The following is a 17,214-nucleotide window of genomic DNA, read 5'->3' as shown; positions in this document are numbered from 1 at the left end:
CCCCAAAGCTTATTCAACGCAGCTATTCTACGTTTTTAAACACATCAGTACTCACAGAAAACAAACCCTTTGGGAGATTAGTTAATCTTCAGCCTTTTCCAGTGCACCGGCCTGAAACTTTATCGCGAGAATAACGAGTGGCAAATACGCCACTACCACAGCTGACGCGCCATCAAGCCCAAGATAGACAACACATAAAGCGATGGGCAGTAGCCACAGAGAATTTATACATGCAACTGCCAATGTAACCGGTAAATGGCGGCCAAAGCGCCTGCTGGCAAATTGATATGCATGGCTGCGATGCGCTTCATATACTTTATCTCCACGTACAAGACGTCGGATCAATGTAAATGTCGCATCAACGACAAATACGCCAAGCAGGATCAGCCAAGCCCATAATAACTGCGAAGACGCCCAGGCGGCCTGAATCGAAAGTACACCCAATATGATTCCCAGAAAACCACTGCCCGCATCGCCCATGAAGATACGTGCCGGGGGGAAATTCCAGAACAAAAACCCCGCCACGGCTGCCGCCAGTAGCATCGGGAGCCAGATCAAACCTTCAAATCCCGCCAACCAATAAAGTAAACATGCCCCCAGGCACACGCAAATAGCTTCGACACTGGCGATCCCATCGATGCCATCCATGAAGTTATACAGATTAAGCATCCATACAAGATATAGAACGGCCAAAAATTGCCCCAACCAACTCAGGTAAACAGCCATGCCAAAAAAAGTGATTGGCGGCAACCCGCCCAACCAGAACAGAGCCCAACCCGCAGCGAAAAAGTGGCCGAGCAACCGCCACCTTGCGGCTATATGGCCGTGATCATCCATGAAACCAATCAAAGCGACCAAGGCACCGGCACCGCCCAATGCAACCGCTGCGGATAGTGGAGCAAGCCCGGCCATTAATAATAAAGGAAGGGTAAAAAGAAACGTCAGTACGATCGACACTCCGCCACCACGAGGGGTGGGTACGGTATGTGAACTGCGCGCATTTGGCACATCAATGATACTTTTAGCCAACGCATACCGGCGTAACGCGGCGGTCAAGATGAAAGACACGAACACAGCAACGAGTATCAACCACCAACTAATCATTATTTTTCAGTTCCATATAATACGAGGCGGCTATTTTTAACGCGTGATCAACTGAAACTGGCGGCGTCCAGGATAACAATGACCGCGTTTTATCAATATCAACCTGTAAAGAGCCACAAAGTCGTTGAGACAATGACTTTTTACCGAGAAGGCGGGCACCAATACTCAACAAAACCCCGGGCACCGGAAGTAGACGGGCCTTCCTGTTCAGCGCTGTCGCCATTCGGTGCAACAACTGAGTCGTAGATAGATCTTCACCATCACTGACCAGAAACGTTTGATTGGCTGCCGAAGGGTGAGTGACCGTGGTGATGATAAGGTCGACGAGATTATCCAGCGCCACCAGACTACGGCGGTTGGAGATAGCACCGAACGGAAGTGGAATACCTTTATCCAACCAGCGCATCATACTCAAAAAGTTGGCCTTGACCCCAGGCCCATACACCAATACTGGCCGGATGATCACGACCTCCAAGCCACTGGCAATAGCCAAGTCTCGCAGCCCCGCTTCCGCCTCCATCTTGGATACACCGTAAGGATCTGCCGGCGCGGGAACATCTTGTGCCGTGTATGGAGAGCCGGGAACAGTACCCTCGCCGTTGACCTTGATGGAACTTATAAAGATGAACCTGCGGACTCCCGCCGCCACGGCCTGGCGCGCCAGATTCAATGTGCCTTCGACGTTGACCTTGCGAAAAGCGACAAGAGGATCGGTCTCCAGGTCATTCATCACATGAACGCGCGCTGCAGCATGCACAACCACGTCAACGCTTGAAAGTGCTTCAGACCAATCAGTCTCGAAGGAAAGGTCACCGACATTAACGAGTTTCACCGCGTCGGTATGCGCAGCATTATTGCCACGTACGGTCCCGGTTACGAGAAAGTTATCATTTTGCGCCAAGGTCTCTACCAATCGCTTGCCTACAAACCCTGAAGCACCGGTGACGAGTACATGCATCAATAATTACCCCAAGAGCAACGTTCACACCGCAATTGCAGTAGCGCCTCATTAACCGACAGGATATGCCGGACCAACGTATTAAAGCACCAACCGATCAATATAAGCGGCCATTTCATTGACAATCATCGACTGAGTAAAATCAGTATGTGCCCGCTTGCGCGCCTCTTCGGCAAGAGAAACTCGCAATTCGCCATCTGAATAAAGCCTTGCCATGGCTTCGCTGATCTCATCGATGGCGCCGGGCTTATGGAGAAGGCCTGTCATGCCCTCTTGAACTGCATCGCTCAACCCATATATTCGAGAAGCAATCGCGGGTAAACCGACACCTGCGGCCTGGATAGTCGCCAAACTGAATCCTTCGCGATAGCTCGGTAAACTGAAAATATCGGCAGCGGCCATATAGGCCTCGGGGTTATTGGTAAATCCAACCCGGTGAACTCGTCCCTTGAACGTTGAACTCAGCTCGGTTACCACCTCCTCCACACCATCTTCATCAGGACCCACTATCAACAGATGAGCATTTGGGCAGGTCATTGCGATATGCGTAAAAGCCTGTGCCAAATCCACGATACCTTTGGCATAGGTCAGTCGTGCCATGAATAGAAAAACCAGCGCCGATTCATTCAGACCCAACTCTTGCCTGATTTTTTTTCGCGCCATCGGATCCGGTTTGAAACGAGCCAAGTCCACGCCACTGATCGAGCCCTTTCCCAGCACTTCGATTTTTTCCGGTCTTACGACTTCTTCTTCAATCAGAAATGCTCGTTGTGATGGGCTGTCCGCGAGCAGGTGAGTTGCAGAAAACGCAAGAAGCTGGTCAAGCTTTTTCAGAGCAAATCTGGAAAACCCTTGCTTGGTATACCAGACCTGTCCTGTGAATATATGAACACGCCGTGGGACCCGCGCCAAATACCCGGCAAGCATTGTCAGGAGACCTGACTTGGGCATAATTGAAAGTACACAGTCGAATTTTTCAGAACCGAAAATCTTGAACAGCTTTATCAACGATACCAAGTCACTAAATACTGAGACCTTACGCTGTATCGGAAGCGGTATAAATTTTATACGCCTATCCAGAAAGCGATAAACTTCCTCAGCTTCAGCGTTGGTCATTACCGTGACACTGTAGGTTTCTGCCAGCTTATTAATGTGCTCTACCATGAATACTTTCAAAGCAACAGGCACAGTAGCAACCACACATATTCTTTTCAGTTTAGTCATTGTTTGCCACAGCTTTAGATTTTGATTTTCTGAGGAATTGGTCCAGCAATTCAGGCATCGCACTCGGTATGGATTGCTGAAACTCAAACCCAAGCTCTCGTTTTAGCTTAGCCGAACTGTAGCTTGTACGTTTTACAAGTTCATCTATCCGCTCGTTCGTCAACGGCAGCTTGATGAGAGGGGAAACAAGCCTGACCAGCAGGCGCAGTATGCGTTCAGGGACCTTCAATATGGGCTTCGATACACTGTAGACATCTGCAATGGACTCAATGACCTCGGAAAGCGGACAGTCATTGGACAAGATGAATATCTCTCCTCTTGCCTTAACGTGTGTAGCGCACAAAATCAACGCCCTGACCACGTCATTCACATGTACATAGGTCGACAGCGCTTGTTTAGACCCGATATAAAAGAACAGACCTTTGCGAACCATAGCCGCCAGCTGAAAAAAAGATTGGTTCGGCATGTTCGCACCAATTACGATCGAAGGACGTAAAATAGTGTAAGTAAATCGAGGTTCGATTTTCGAGAAACTGACTACCAACTCATCCGAAATAGTCTTTGTAACCTCGTACTCACCCACTGGGGCGGGTGAAAACCCTTCATCAACAACAGTCTGGCTGGTGGCTGTGCGCCTACCATAGGCCCCCGTACTGCTCAACTGAACCCAGTGAAAACCTTGTCCAGTCCGATTGATTTTTTCACTCACAGCCTTAAGAAGATTACCGGTTCCATGAACATGCAGGTCATACATCAAGTCAGTGTTTTTTATTTCTCCGGCACAGTGAAATAAAACATCACAATCCTCAATGAAACTCAGAAGTGGCTCACCCCCTTCAAGCAAATCACCAGCAGTCACCACCAATCCCGGGGCCTGCGCGCGGTCTGTTCGAGAAAGCATTTTGACTGCATAGCCCTGGCTCAGCAAAGCAGTACAAAGAGGGCCACCGATGAACCCAGTGCCGCCTGTTATGCAAACTTTCATAGGCTACTCCCGGACGGAATTAGAAGCTGAGACGCTGATTGCATCAGTGCCACGGCACTGGATTTATCCCATTCAAAAAAGCCAGGAGTTCTCATTGAGCTATCACTCGCCAAAAAACGCGTTGAGCTGATAAGGCATAAAGGGTGACGGCCCCTGGCCTGCTTCAGATGTGAAATTCCTGTAACTGCTCACGGCGGCAAGCAAGCCGGCCAATAAAAAGACAACCTTGATGGCGCGATCAAAGTCTAATCGGCACCTGTTATAGGTAAGCAATATTGCAAGTGGAAATGCGAAGGAAATGAGATCCAAGAACCGTAACCCAGCATACGAAATGCTAGAAATACCCCAGAAAACCACTGTAAAACCACCACCAAGGAAAGCGAGTTTCAGTTTTTCAATATTAGGCAGCCTCGACAGCATGACACCCAATACAAGCACCAAAAGCACCACGACCTTCCCCAGGCCTGAAAACGGGCTAGGTGATTCAGAAACTTGATATGAGAGCAGCTTTGCAAAAAAGTAATCACTATTGATACTGAAAATCACCAACACTAGCGCACTCGCGACAGGCACAACCAAAATATTGGATGCCTTTACCCAGCGAGCTTGCGAAGCCCATATGAATACTAAGGAGACAAGCGAAGAATAGTGGAAAATCAGTGCCGAGAGTGCAAGCACTACACCTGACGCGTTATTAAGCCTTCTTATTTTTTGCACCGCTAGTAGCAGTAACATTGCTGCAATACCAATCCTCAAACCGTTCATGGTGTATTGATAAACAAATGCAGGCAGCATATAAGAAAGCAGCAAGAATTTTTCATTCTTATCAGAACGAAACAGGTATATAAACATCACCAGAAATATGGCAGCACTGACAAGCCTTACGGCAACTGAAGCCGAGCCTGTCAACGTCACGAGCGACCAACTTAAAAAAACAAAGCCTGGCTCCATCCCCGTCCAGGACAGCCCTTGCATCAACTGGCCGACGAGAAATTCGTAGGTATTCGTATCCGTACCCACGGAACCGCGAAAAACTGAAAGAAACAAAAAAAACAACATTGCAATAGCCGCAAACAGGCGGGTTCTATAGCCCGATAGCGAAGTCAGAAAAAGTGTGACAAGCAAAATGATCCAGCCAGTTATATAAATCATTGCGGACCACTACTATAGCGTATCTTTAGTGCACGGCGAACATACCGTACCAAAGACCAGGCCTTTAGAGCACAGCTATGAACACGCCCAATCTTGCGCTTCTCACGCATCGCACTGTATACACCCAGTTCGCCTTTTTCCATTTTCCATAGATGGCTGCTCAACCCCGCAGCTCCATAGAGTGGCTTATGGCAGAAAGTCAAAGGCTGATCCATCGAATAGCATTTCAGACCTGAACAGCACAGCTCGCACCAAAGCTCGTAGTCTTCACAAAACCGCTTGCTTTCGGGAAACCTGAAGGTAAGTTCTCGCCTCAACATAATTGAGGGTGTAGAAAAATGATTGGAGATTAACAAACGCTTCTTGATAACCTCAGTGAATTTTACGTCACCGTGCCCATATAATGTACGGACTTCGCTGGACGCTACGTCAATCATGAGACCTTTCTGCCCAGTCAGAACCGCTTCCGGATTACGCTCCATCCAATCGTACTGCAGTTCAATTTTGTTATGATGCCAACTATCATCCGAATCGAGAAACGCCACATAACGTTGAGTCGCCATATCCCAGCCCTTGTTCCTCGCGGTACCGGGGCCGGAATTCACTGCCAAAGAACCAACCTTAATCCAGCCCTTGGAATACTCAGCAGCCAGTTCATATAAAAAACTCAATGTATCGTCAGGACTGGAATCGTCAATTAAAATAACTTCAGCTGGCCGTAGTGACTGTAGATAAACAGACTCAAGCGCACGCCGTATTGTACTTTTACAACAATAGCACGGAATAACAACACTCACGCGAGCGACGCTTGGTTCTTGATCAGAGTATCCATTAGCCATTCAGCACTTCCAGCCCTATATACCAACAATCCCCACATTGAAGCGAAGGTTATATACCACCAACCTATCGACCAATACTTTGCTTAATGTAATCCAACGTCATAAGTAACTCCTTGATTTTTTCAACACTAAGCAATTCTGTATTATGCGAAGTGTAATCGTCGATGGCGTTCGCCTCGACGTGCCCTTCTATAATGAACTTGTCGTAGTTCAGATCGCGATTGTCAGCGGGAATACGATAGTATCGCCCCATGTCCTTGGCCTTAGCCATTTCCTCACGAGAAACCAGCGACTCGTAAAGTTTCTCGCCATGGCGAGTACCAATGATATTTACCTGCGCATCACTCGAAAATAGCTCTTTCAATGCAGTGGTGAGTTCACCGATAGTACTGGCCGGTGCTTTCTGGACAAATATGTCTCCCTGCTCTCCGTGCTCGAATGCATGAAGTACCAGGTCGACAGAGTCCTCCAGACTCATCAGGAACCGAGTCATTTTAGGGTCGGTAACAGTCAACGGAACGCCAGCCTTGATCTTCTCGACAAAAAGAGGAATAACCGATCCACGTGATGCCATTACGTTTCCATAACGAGTCGCACAAAAGACGGGGCCGCCTTCCCGAACCGTTCTCGACTTGGCAATCAGAATCTTCTCGCCCATTGCCTTTGAAATACCCATTGCATTGATAGGGTATACAGCCTTATCCGTACTCAACAATACGACACGCTTGACATCATTATCGATGGCAGCATTCAGGACGTTCTCAGTTCCTGTGACGTTTGTCAGTACCGCTTCCATCGGGTAAAACTCACAGGACGGGACCTGCTTTAGCGCTGCCGCGTGAAAAACATAGTCAACACCCGCCATGGCGCGGTTTATACTTTCATAATTTCTTACATCGCCAATATAGAACTTGACCTTCGGATTATTTAAAGCAATCCGCATATCCTCTTGCTTTTTTTCATCTCGACTAAATACGATAATCTCTTTGACATCCGTATTCAGAAATCGATTCAAGACAGTATTACCAAAAGAGCCGGTCCCGCCCGTTATCATCAAAACCTTATTATCAAACATAACCACACCCGGAAATTGATTAAATTAAAGATGCTTTACGCATATTAGCTACCAGTGCATGCCATGAGGGCGGGTTGTACCCCACTTCAGAGCGAAACCGTGTAGAGTCCAACGAGCGGTCTATTACAAAAGAAGGATCAGCAGTCAGAGTAATGTTCTTCTCATACTCTTTCGCCACCATCTCCAACAAAGAAAACTTGTCTATCGGATCAGCGGAAACGTGATACAGACCATAAATATCACTACGCGGAATAACGTAATCACTGATCACGTTTGCCAGCTCATCCGTGGGTAAGCCTGAAAATATGGCCTTCGAATAACCTTTGACAGCCCCCTGCTGCGCTAGAAACCAATCAAGCAGTGAATTAGCCGAGTTCAATTCACGACCTATAATCGAAGTGCGCAGAGTAATTGCATACCTGGATTCTGTTACTTCGCCGATGTATTTCGACTTCCCATAAAGATCTTCAGCATCCGAAACATCCGACTCCAGATAGTTACCTTTAATCCCAGAAAATACACAGTCGGTGCTTATTTGAATCAATCTAGCACCGGTCAGTTCGCAGAGTTTCAAAAGCCTGTGCGGCAGTAAAGAGTTTATCGGAAGCGTCGCGAGCGGATCTTTTGCGCTGGAAAACTGCTTAATCAACCCCACACAGTTGATCACTACCTCTGGCTTAACTTTAACGAACAATTCTGTTAACTCGTCAGCATTCAAAACGTCGACGTTTGAAATCAGGCGAGTCTGCTGCTCAGCCGCAAAATATTTCATGCCCGCCGCGCTGCGCATCGTCCCCGATGTGTCGTAACGGGAGTCACGATCGAGCCGTTTGAAAACCGCGCTGCCCAACATTCCTGTTACACCCAGGATCAATACTTTCATCGCAACCTCTTCAAACTCGTTAATTCTCGAGTGTCGACATCATTTAAACTGTAATAGGCTGCCTCGAAACACATAAGCACCCGCTGCTATAATTGCCACCACGCACGCGGCCTCGAAACTCAGCGCGACATACACGTTGAGTATAGACATTGCCACCCATTGCGCAAAATAGCAGACCAGCATGCATATCAGTGTCGACATGACTACCAAACGAACAAGCTCGAAGTTTATTTTCTTCAGGAACGCAAACTTTCTCGCCAGCAACATAAAAGTCAAAACAACTGAAAATATATTATAGATCAACCACATATAAGCCCCCCCGGCCACTCCAAACTTATCAACCATCATTGGCATCAATAAGAGCGCAATGGGTATCCAAGCCAGATTCAACCGCAGGGAGATATGAGTCCATTTAGCCGCCAACTGCAGAGCAAACGGCACAATCAATATCGATTGAAGAGCGGTACCCACCAGCAACACAGGTAAAACAGACGCGATGCTGCCAGCCAACTCCGCAGGGAAAAGCAGCGCGATTGGACGCTCACCAAAATAATAAGCCGAGACGCATAGCACCACCATCAAAAATGTTATGCCAGAGCATGCCGCGCGAAAGACACTTGCCACTCTGCTTTCATCAGCCGAGTTGAGATTGATTGAAAATCGCGGAAAAAGTACGGAATTCAATGCTGACGAGAAGATGTAGGGTAGCCCCGCCAACGTGCTTGCCAGGGAATAAGCGGCATAGTCGGAAAGTTCAACACTACCACTTAAATATAACTTATCGTATTGAACCACGAAAATTGAAGTTATGGAGATCAGCAGAACACTCCGACTAAACGCCCACCCTTTTTTCAGGTAAATAAATCTAGGTGAGATTGAGGACAGCACACCACGAAATTCTCTCGCAACAATAAAAAGCAGGGAAAGTACATAGACTATTTGGATAAAAACCTGGATCAAGAAGTAGGTTTGTATATTACGCCACTCCGGAATGGCCAACAACAGCAACAAAACACCGATAGTCCTTGCCAAAGAGTAAGGTATATAGACAAGATTAAGTTGGACTTGTCGCTCACGACCAACGAATACGCCCTGCAAAATCAGTATAGGCAAGTTTAGACCTATAAATAGGGCTATACAGATCAAGGAATACTTAACCTGATGGGCTGACAACTCTGCAAAGTTTAGCCATTTCCCTACGATGAAATCTGACAGCAGAATAATCAGGCCTGACAAACTTAAGCCCAAGACTGCAAAAAAACACAGGTACGTAACAATCAGAGAGCCTGAAGATAAAGAAAAGCGCACTTTTGCTCGATGCTCACGCCCCTTACGCCAGGCGAGTTGCTGGATCACATTACTCGTCAGCCCACCTTCAAACACCATCATTACCATCACGACGGTCGAGAAAAAGCCTATCAGGCCCACCGCTTCTGTACCCAGCAGACTGGAAAGCAAAGGCAGCGCTGCTATGCTGGCTAACGCATAAACAAATCGCCCGGAAAAGCTGGCGAACAATAAAGATTTGAGGCTACTTTGCTTATTCACACCAGGCCCGCCGTCATTTTTCAAGGATCGGCAGGTCCACTAACCGAGTAAACAACGAATCGCCATTTAACTTATGCTCAAGATTCTGATCAAGCTTGTCTCTAGCTTGGCTAACGTCATTGACGACAGCGACCACTTCCGCGCCGTTACTAGGGCCGGGCCTTAATATTCTTTTTAGCTTCGCCAGAACATATCGACCGCCCACCGAAACAAGCTCCCCTAGCAAACTCACCGTTCCAACGCCGGTGGCGCGATGGGAGGCTGCTTTGCGCCATGCGCGGAAGGTTTCGCGAGCGTAGTCTGGATGGTGAAAAAAGCACAAGGCGTAGAGACGCGCCAGGTTATACCCTTCGGTGGTTTCACGCTGCTCCAGCGTCTCCCAGGCAGCATGCCCCCAAACTGTTTCAACACTGAAAAAGCGAGGCATGACGTCTGGCCAATTAAGGTTCTTGAACGGCGCCAGATGTGGGTCTTTTTCAAGCCCTCCTTTATGCTTGCCCGTAGCACTTCGACCACTGTTACTGCCGCCACCGCCACCGGGCATAGTGAATGGGAAATCCAGCAGATAATACTCACCACCTTCCAGACACAGGGATACAGCAGCCGACATATCTGGACTGGTACCGTAAAGCAGCGTGCCATTGTGCGCTGTGATCGTCTCCAGCAACGCTCGAGAAACTAAACCGTGATAGAGTTTTGGCATTCCGTCTGTACCTTGGAATGCGCCAGCCTTGGCAACCGCGAGCATGTCCCTAACGTCATACTTCGCTAAAGACAAATCGAAGGATGACAGGTAAATACGTCCTGCATGCGCCGAGCCGTAGTTTTTGGTTTTGAAGTCAGGCCAGTAGTAGGAAGCCTTGACCTTTGGCGTGATCAACTTTATGCCGTTTATCTTTGCAAACTTGGTGACGTCAACTATATAGCTGGAAACTGTGTCATCGTCACCGATCAAGCAGACGTATTCGCCAATCGCAAGTTTTAACGCTTTTTCATGGTTTTCGGTCATCGAGAGCCGTTCAGCCCAATGCACATAAGTTAGTCGCGGATCTTTCTGAGCCTCAGCCCAGGCGGCCAGTTCACACGCGTCATTGCTTGTATCGTGGACAACCACTTGAATCTCATCCGAAGAGATACTCAGCAGGCTTCCAACGCAAGAAATTGCATATTTCGACCGATTATGAGTGGCAATTACAATGGAAAGCAGACAGTCACTCATTCAAACACCCATATAATCGTACATGCTTCAAAAATCACAACACGCTGTACCTGCCCGAGCATCATCGCTACTGTGAGCCCCAGATACTCATGAAAGTTCTTTTAACTCATCCCCGGCCCTCGTCTGCGGAAGAATCAATAGGCCATCAATCCGCTGACAAATTGAAGATTTTTACCTAACCAAAAAAATAGACCAGATGTTGCAACCTTACATCAAGCGGGCTGCCGCTGACAATTTTGCCAATCAGGTAGAAGCAAAAGGCATAACACGCTCCGACTCTATGACCCCATGATTGGCGATTGGTTTCTGGCCGGGCTGCAAAACAGCGCCCATTCTGACCAGCATCTGATTTAGAGAAAGAGCTTGAGATGACTACTGCAAGCTCTAGGCAGGCCGCAGCGATAGCAGAACGCTATTGATTTGATATTTAGCTGTAAATATGTGAGCGACAACTATGGGAGTAGTGTCGATAACCCATGCCAGAACCTACATTTCCGGTCCCTGATGAATTGACTGAAGATAAAAAGAATTACTTTCCAGAAGGACTCCAGTATAAAAACTGGTGGCGAGACATCAGAAGTCCATCAAGCAACGACAGGCATCTTCCCGCCCTCTCAGCGCGATTTCGGCAGCCGATCAGGACGCCTACTTCGCTTGGCCAACAAGCCCAGGAGCGGCCCGAGCAGCATCCCTACGATCAATGCCAACGTCACGAACACCGAAACCGGCATCTGCGGTGTACTCCACCCCAGGAACGCTAATGCGACACCCTGCTGGTTTTCCAGTACGAACGCCAGGATCGCCAGTACAACGACCAAGACGATCAGCACCAAGACAACGCGCTTGACCCCACGCATAAACTTCTCCTATTCCAAAAAAACTCAGACGCCCTCTTCTTCGTCTTCGTTCACCCGATCCCGCAATTCTTTGCCCGGCTTAAAGTGAGGAACAAATTTCCCATCAAGGCTGACGGACTGCCCGGTTTTCGGGTTGCGACCAACGCGGGGAGCACGGTAATGCAGAGAGAAGCTGCCAAAGCCGCGAATTTCGATTCGATCGCCAGTCGCCAGGCACTGAGACATTTGTTCGAGCATAGTCTTGATGGCCAGCTCGACATCCTTCGATGAGAGCAGCCCTTGATGGGTGACAATTCGTTCGATCAACTCCGACTTCGTCATATTTTTCCCTTCTTTTTCAAGCAGCTAGGAAAAGCGATCCGAAGGTTTTAGCATGACCTGACGAATTTGAACAGCCTGTCCCTTGACTTATCTTGCATAACTAATAGGCCAGCGGCAAAGAACACGAATTCCAAAGGCGCAGCGCAGAATAGCGAAGGCGCCGTTTCGTTACAAAAGCACTGGCAGAGCCGAGGCAGAATGATTCAAGCCTGTAGCGGCGCTCACATGGCCAGGAAGGCCTCGCTGCTCAGTAATGTCGCAGGCTCAAATTTCAGGCACAAAAAAGGGCAACCGAAGTCGCCCTTTTTCTATGGTCCAGCAGAACTTAGTTCTGTTTTTCCATTTGTGCACGCAGCAGGTCACCCAGAGTGGTCGGACCCGAAGCAATGTCAGAAGTCGCTGGCTTATCGCGCAGGCTCTGGATAGCTTCTTTCTCTTCGATCTCGTCTTTCGACTTGATGGAGAGTTGGATCACGCGGCTCTTGCGGTCAACGCTGATGATCTTAGCTTCTACTTCCTGGCCTTCTTTCAGAACGTTACGCGCGTCTTCAACGCGGTCACGGCTGATTTCGGAGGCTTTCAGAGTCGCTTCGATATCGTCGGCCAGAGTGATGATGGCGCCTTTAGCGTCAACTTCCTTCACGATGCCTTTAACGATTGCACCTTTGTCGTTCTCTTGAACGTACTCGGAGAACGGATCGCTTTCCAGTTGCTTGATACCCAGGGAGATGCGCTCACGCTCTGGGTCAACCGACAGGATAACGGTGTCCAGTTCGTCGCCCTTCTTGAAGCGACGAACAGCTTCTTCGCCCACTTCGTTCCAGGAGATGTCGGACAGGTGAACCAAGCCGTCGATGCCACCGTCCAGACCAATGAAGATACCGAAATCGGTGATCGACTTGATGGTGCCGGAGATTTTATCGCCCTTGTTGAACTGGCCAGAGAAATCTTCCCATGGGTTGGATTTGCACTGCTTGATGCCGAGGGAGATGCGACGACGCTCTTCGTCGATGTCCAGAACCATGACTTCCACTTCGTCGCCGACTTGTACGACTTTCGAAGGGTGGATGTTCTTGTTGGTCCAGTCCATTTCGGAAACGTGTACCAGGCCTTCCACGCCTTCTTCCAGCTCTGCGAAGCAGCCGTAGTCGGTCAGGTTGGTTACGCGCGCGGTAACGCGAGTGCTTTCTGGGTAACGAGCCTTGATAGCGACCCATGGATCTTCGCCCAGCTGCTTCAAGCCCAGGGAGACACGGTTGCGCTCACGATCGTACTTCAGAACCTTGACATCGATCTCGTCGCCAACATTGACGATTTCGGAAGGATGCTTGATACGCTTCCAAGCCATGTCGGTAATGTGCAGCAAGCCATCGACACCACCCAGATCGACGAATGCGCCGTAATCGGTGAGGTTCTTGACGATACCTTTGACTTGTTGGCCTTCCTGCAGGGATTCCAGCAGAGCTTCACGCTCGGCGGAGTTTTCTGCTTCCAGGACGCTGCGACGGGAAACGACAACGTTGTTGCGCTTCTGGTCGAGCTTGATGACCTTGAATTCGAGTTCCTTGCCTTCCAGGTGCGTGGTGTCGCGCACTGGACGAACGTCGACCAAAGAACCTGGCAGGAACGCACGGATGCCGTTAACGTCGACAGTGAAGCCGCCTTTAACCTTACCGTTGATAACGCCCTTGACCACTTCTTCAGCTGCGAAGGCTGCTTCGAGAACAATCCAGCATTCAGCGCGCTTGGCTTTTTCACGGGACAGCTTGGTTTCACCGAAACCGTCTTCAACCGAGTCCAGAGCAACGTGAACTTCGTCACCGACATTGATTGTCAGATCACCAGCATCGTTGTAGAACTGTTCCAGCGGGATCAGAGCTTCAGACTTCAGACCAGCGTGAACGGTTACCCAGCGAGCTTGGTAATCGATATCAACGATAACACCGGTGATGATGGAGCCTGCCTGAAGGTTCAGGGTTTTTAGGCTTTCTTCAAAGAGTTCCGCAAAGCTTTCGCTCATTTTAATTCCTGTTGATAAGGGCGAAGAATACGCCCATCTCCACACCCCAGACGGTGTGGGTCAGTTTCAATTAAAAGAAGCACCACAGGACTATGACTGGTCCCCCGCGGTCTTCTTGGTCACCCGGCGATGTCGCGAATGGCGATCTCGCTCATGATGCGTTCCAGCACCTGCTCGATGGACAGCTCCGTGGAATCCAGCTGTATGGCATCAGCCGCCGGCTTGAGCGGGGCTACTGCGCGCTGGGTATCACGCTCATCGCGTGCACGGATCTCATCTAGCAGACTCGACAGACTAACACCTTCGACTTTGCCCTTCAACTGCAAGTAACGGCGGCGAGCACGCTCCTCGGCGCTGGCGGTCAGGAAGATCTTCAGTGGAGCGTCGGGAAATACTACCGTGCCCATGTCGCGGCCATCAGCCACCAGGCCCGGCGGCTCCTGAAACGCCCGCTGACGCTGCAACAAGGCGTCGCGCACAGCGGGCAGTGCGGCAACCTGGGACGCCCAGGAACCGACTTGTTCGTTGCGCAGATCATCCGTCACATCATCGCCTTCGAGGATGATGCGCTGGGGATGACCTTCAGTCGCGCCAACGAATTGCACATCAAGGTGCGCCGCCAGCAGCTTCAGGGATTCTTCATTGGTCAGGTCGACGCTATGGTTGCGGGCGGCAAATGCCAGCAGGCGGTACAGCGCGCCCGAATCCAGCAGATTCCAGCCCAGGCGCTTGGCCAGGATGCCGGCGATCGTGCCTTTGCCCGAGCCGCTTGGCCCGTCGATGGTTATCACCGGTGCTTTGATATTCACAATTGAGCCTCTTGGGCAACACGGATGCCGACATGGGCACACAGTGTCAGAAAATTCGGAAAAGACGTGGCAACATTGGCGCAGTCACGGATACGAATCGGCGCAGCCGCCCTTAGGGAAGCAACGCTGAAAGCCATGGCAATCCGATGATCGCCATGGGCATGAACCTCACCGCCACCGATCAGCCCGCCGTCAATGATAATCCCATCAGGGGTCGGCTCACACTTCACTCCCAGCCCCGCCAGACCATCAGCCATGACCTGGATACGGTCAGATTCCTTTACACGCAGCTCCGCAGCACCACGCAGCACGGTTCGCCCTTCGGCACAGGCCGCCGCAATAAACAGCACCGGGAATTCATCAATCGCCAACGGCACCAGCGCTTCGGGAATTTCGACCCCCTTGAGTGCGGCCGCCCGCACCCGCAGGTCAGCCACTGGCTCACCGCCGACTTCGCGCTGGTTTTCCAGGGTGATATCCGCGCCCATCAACCGCAGGATATCGATCACCCCGGTACGTGTCGGATTGACGCCGACATGCTCGAGCAACAACTCGGAACCCTCGGCAATCGACGCGGCTACCAGGAAGAAAGCCGAAGAGGAAATATCACCCGGCACTTCAATATGAGTGGCGGTCAACGCATGACCGGACTCCACCGACGCTGTCGCACCCTGCACGGTCACCGGATACCCAAAGCCGCGCAACATGCGTTCGGTGTGGTCACGGGTTGGCGCAGGCTCGCTCACCGACGTCTTGCCCTTGGCGTACAGCCCAGCCAGCAACAGGCAGGATTTGACCTGGGCACTGGCCATCGGCATGGCGTAAGTCAGGCCTTTCAACGATTGGCCGCCACGGATGGTCAGCGGCGGGCGCCCTTCCGGACCCGTTTCGATCACTGCGCCCATCTCGCCCAAAGGCAGGGCCACGCGATTCATCGGACGCCCGGACAACGACACGTCGCCGGTCAACACGCTGTCGAAGCTTTGCGCCGCCAGCAAGCCAGACAACAAACGCATCGAGGTGCCGGAGTTACCCAAGTAAATAGGCCCCGGCGCCGGTTTCAAGCCATGCAAACCCACACCATGAATGGTCACGCGCCCATGGTGCGGACCCTCAATCACCACGCCCATGTCGCGAAATGCCTGCAAGGTCGCCAGGGCATCTTCGCCCTCAAGGAACCCTTCGATCTCGGTTACACCCTCGGCCAACGAGCCCAGCATGATCGACCGATGAGAGATCGACTTATCACCTGGCACCCGGATACGCCCGCTCAAACGTCCGCCCGGTTTGGCCAGGAAGGTCAGGTCGTCAGCGTCCACAGCGGTTTCCATATAGGCCCGGCGAGCCAGGATCTTGCTGAAATGCTCACGCGCAACCCGCGCACGGGTGAACACGCCCAATAATTGATGACCATCCCCGGCATCGACCGCATCACGCAAGGCGTCGAGGTCGCTGCGGAAGGTGTCCAGGGTGCGTAACACTGCTTCGCGGTTGGCCAGAAATATGTCGTGCCACATCACCGGATCGCTGCCGGCAATCCGCGTGAAATCGCGGAAGCCACCGGCAGCGTAACGGAAAATCTCGAGGTTCTCGTTGCGTTTGGCCAACGAATCGACAAGGCCAAATGCCAGTAAATGCGGCAGGTGACTGGTCGCCGCCAGCACCTCGTCGTGGCGCTCAACCTGCATATGCTCGACATCCGCGCCCAACTCGCGCCACAGACGATCGACTACCGCCAGCGCAGCCGAATCGGTTTGCGCAAGCGGCGTCAGGATGACTTTATGGCGACGGAATAGCTGCGCATTGGACGCCTCTACCCCGCTCTGCTCGGAACCGGCAATCGGATGGCCTGGCACGAATCGCGCAGGCATGCCGCCAAAGGCCAATTGCGCCGCGCGCACCACATTGCCCTTGGCGCTGCCGACATCCGTCAGGATCGCCTGACCCAGGTCCATGCCAGCCAGCACGGCGAGCAATTTCTCCATGGCCAGGATCGGCACGGCGAGCTGGATCACGTCCGCACCCTGACAGGCAAGCGCCAGGTCCGCTTCACAGCGATCCACCACACCCAACTCAACCGCCAACTCGCGCGACTGCGGGTCCAGGTCCACACCGACCACTTCGCCACACAGACCGCTTTCACGCAGGCCTTTGGCGAAGGAGCCACCGATCAAGCCGAGACCAACCACCACTAGGCGACCGATCATAGGCACAGCAGGT

General features: G+C 51.0%; 15 protein-coding genes. All 15 read right to left on the bottom strand.

Annotation, left to right across the window (positions count from 1 at the left end):
• Positions 1-81 precede the first annotated feature (81 nt).
• The 15 genes from OQ460_RS08670 to OQ460_RS08600 all read right to left on the bottom strand — a co-directional run bounded on the left by OQ460_RS08670 (position 82) and on the right by OQ460_RS08600 (position 17,201).
• Positions 82-1,104, bottom strand: coding sequence for an MraY family glycosyltransferase (locus tag OQ460_RS08670; protein WP_410021407.1), 1,023 nt, complete (start codon positions 1,102-1,104; stop codon positions 82-84).
• The gene (locus OQ460_RS08665) at positions 1,097-2,062 is read right to left on the bottom strand and encodes a UDP-glucose 4-epimerase family protein (protein ID WP_410021406.1); all 966 of its coding nucleotides are present in this window, start codon (positions 2,060-2,062) and stop codon (positions 1,097-1,099) included. The genes OQ460_RS08670 and OQ460_RS08665 overlap by 8 nt, the downstream gene beginning before the upstream one ends.
• 81 nt (positions 2,063-2,143) lie before the next feature.
• Positions 2,144-3,286, bottom strand: a complete 1,143-nt coding sequence (locus OQ460_RS08660; RefSeq protein WP_410021405.1) for a glycosyltransferase family 4 protein — start codon at positions 3,284-3,286, stop codon at positions 2,144-2,146.
• Positions 3,279-4,271: an NAD-dependent epimerase/dehydratase family protein gene (locus OQ460_RS08655; RefSeq protein WP_410021404.1), complete on the bottom strand. Its 993-nt coding sequence runs from the start codon at positions 4,269-4,271 to the stop codon at positions 3,279-3,281. Before OQ460_RS08655 ends, OQ460_RS08660 begins: the two co-directional genes overlap by 8 nt.
• Positions 4,272-4,373: 102 nt before the next feature.
• Positions 4,374-5,423: an EpsG family protein gene (locus OQ460_RS08650; protein ID WP_410021403.1), complete on the bottom strand. Its 1,050-nt coding sequence runs from the start codon at positions 5,421-5,423 to the stop codon at positions 4,374-4,376.
• Positions 5,420-6,262: a glycosyltransferase family 2 protein gene (locus OQ460_RS08645; RefSeq protein WP_410021402.1), complete on the bottom strand. Its 843-nt coding sequence runs from the start codon at positions 6,260-6,262 to the stop codon at positions 5,420-5,422. Before OQ460_RS08645 ends, OQ460_RS08650 begins: the two co-directional genes overlap by 4 nt.
• Positions 6,263-6,326: 64 nt before the next feature.
• Positions 6,327-7,337: a polysaccharide biosynthesis protein gene (locus tag OQ460_RS08640; protein ID WP_410021401.1), complete on the bottom strand. Its 1,011-nt coding sequence runs from the start codon at positions 7,335-7,337 to the stop codon at positions 6,327-6,329.
• A 19-nt stretch (positions 7,338-7,356) separates the two neighbouring features.
• The gene (locus tag OQ460_RS08635) at positions 7,357-8,220 is read right to left on the bottom strand and encodes a dTDP-4-dehydrorhamnose reductase family protein (RefSeq protein ID WP_410021400.1); all 864 of its coding nucleotides are present in this window, start codon (positions 8,218-8,220) and stop codon (positions 7,357-7,359) included.
• A 39-nt stretch (positions 8,221-8,259) separates the two neighbouring features.
• On the bottom strand, positions 8,260-9,792 hold the full coding sequence (locus tag OQ460_RS08630; protein WP_410021399.1) for a hypothetical protein: 1,533 nt from the start codon (positions 9,790-9,792) through the stop codon (positions 8,260-8,262).
• Positions 9,782-10,987, bottom strand: coding sequence for a glycosyltransferase family 2 protein (locus tag OQ460_RS08625; RefSeq protein WP_410021398.1), 1,206 nt, complete (start codon positions 10,985-10,987; stop codon positions 9,782-9,784). The genes OQ460_RS08630 and OQ460_RS08625 overlap by 11 nt, the downstream gene beginning before the upstream one ends.
• A gap of 614 nt (positions 10,988-11,601) precedes the next feature.
• On the bottom strand, positions 11,602-11,844 hold the full coding sequence (locus tag OQ460_RS08620) for a lipopolysaccharide assembly protein LapA domain-containing protein (protein ID WP_410021397.1): 243 nt from the start codon (positions 11,842-11,844) through the stop codon (positions 11,602-11,604).
• Positions 11,845-11,868: 24 nt separating this feature from the next.
• Positions 11,869-12,165, bottom strand: coding sequence for an integration host factor subunit beta (gene ihfB, locus OQ460_RS08615; RefSeq protein ID WP_003218804.1), 297 nt, complete (start codon positions 12,163-12,165; stop codon positions 11,869-11,871).
• 325 nt (positions 12,166-12,490) lie between these two features.
• The gene (gene rpsA, locus OQ460_RS08610) at positions 12,491-14,185 is read right to left on the bottom strand and encodes a 30S ribosomal protein S1 (protein ID WP_253394215.1); all 1,695 of its coding nucleotides are present in this window, start codon (positions 14,183-14,185) and stop codon (positions 12,491-12,493) included.
• Positions 14,186-14,304: 119 nt separating this feature from the next.
• On the bottom strand, positions 14,305-14,994 hold the full coding sequence (gene cmk / locus OQ460_RS08605) for a (d)CMP kinase (RefSeq protein ID WP_410021396.1): 690 nt from the start codon (positions 14,992-14,994) through the stop codon (positions 14,305-14,307).
• Positions 14,991-17,201, bottom strand: coding sequence for a bifunctional prephenate dehydrogenase/3-phosphoshikimate 1-carboxyvinyltransferase (locus OQ460_RS08600; RefSeq protein WP_410021954.1), 2,211 nt, complete (start codon positions 17,199-17,201; stop codon positions 14,991-14,993). Before OQ460_RS08600 ends, cmk begins: the two co-directional genes overlap by 4 nt.
• Positions 17,202-17,214: the final 13 nt, after the last annotated feature.

Source organism: Pseudomonas imrae (assembly GCF_046352735.2).
Taxonomy (GTDB): domain Bacteria; phylum Pseudomonadota; class Gammaproteobacteria; order Pseudomonadales; family Pseudomonadaceae; genus Aquipseudomonas; species Aquipseudomonas imrae.
This window is presented reverse-complemented; position numbering and strand designations above follow the sequence as displayed.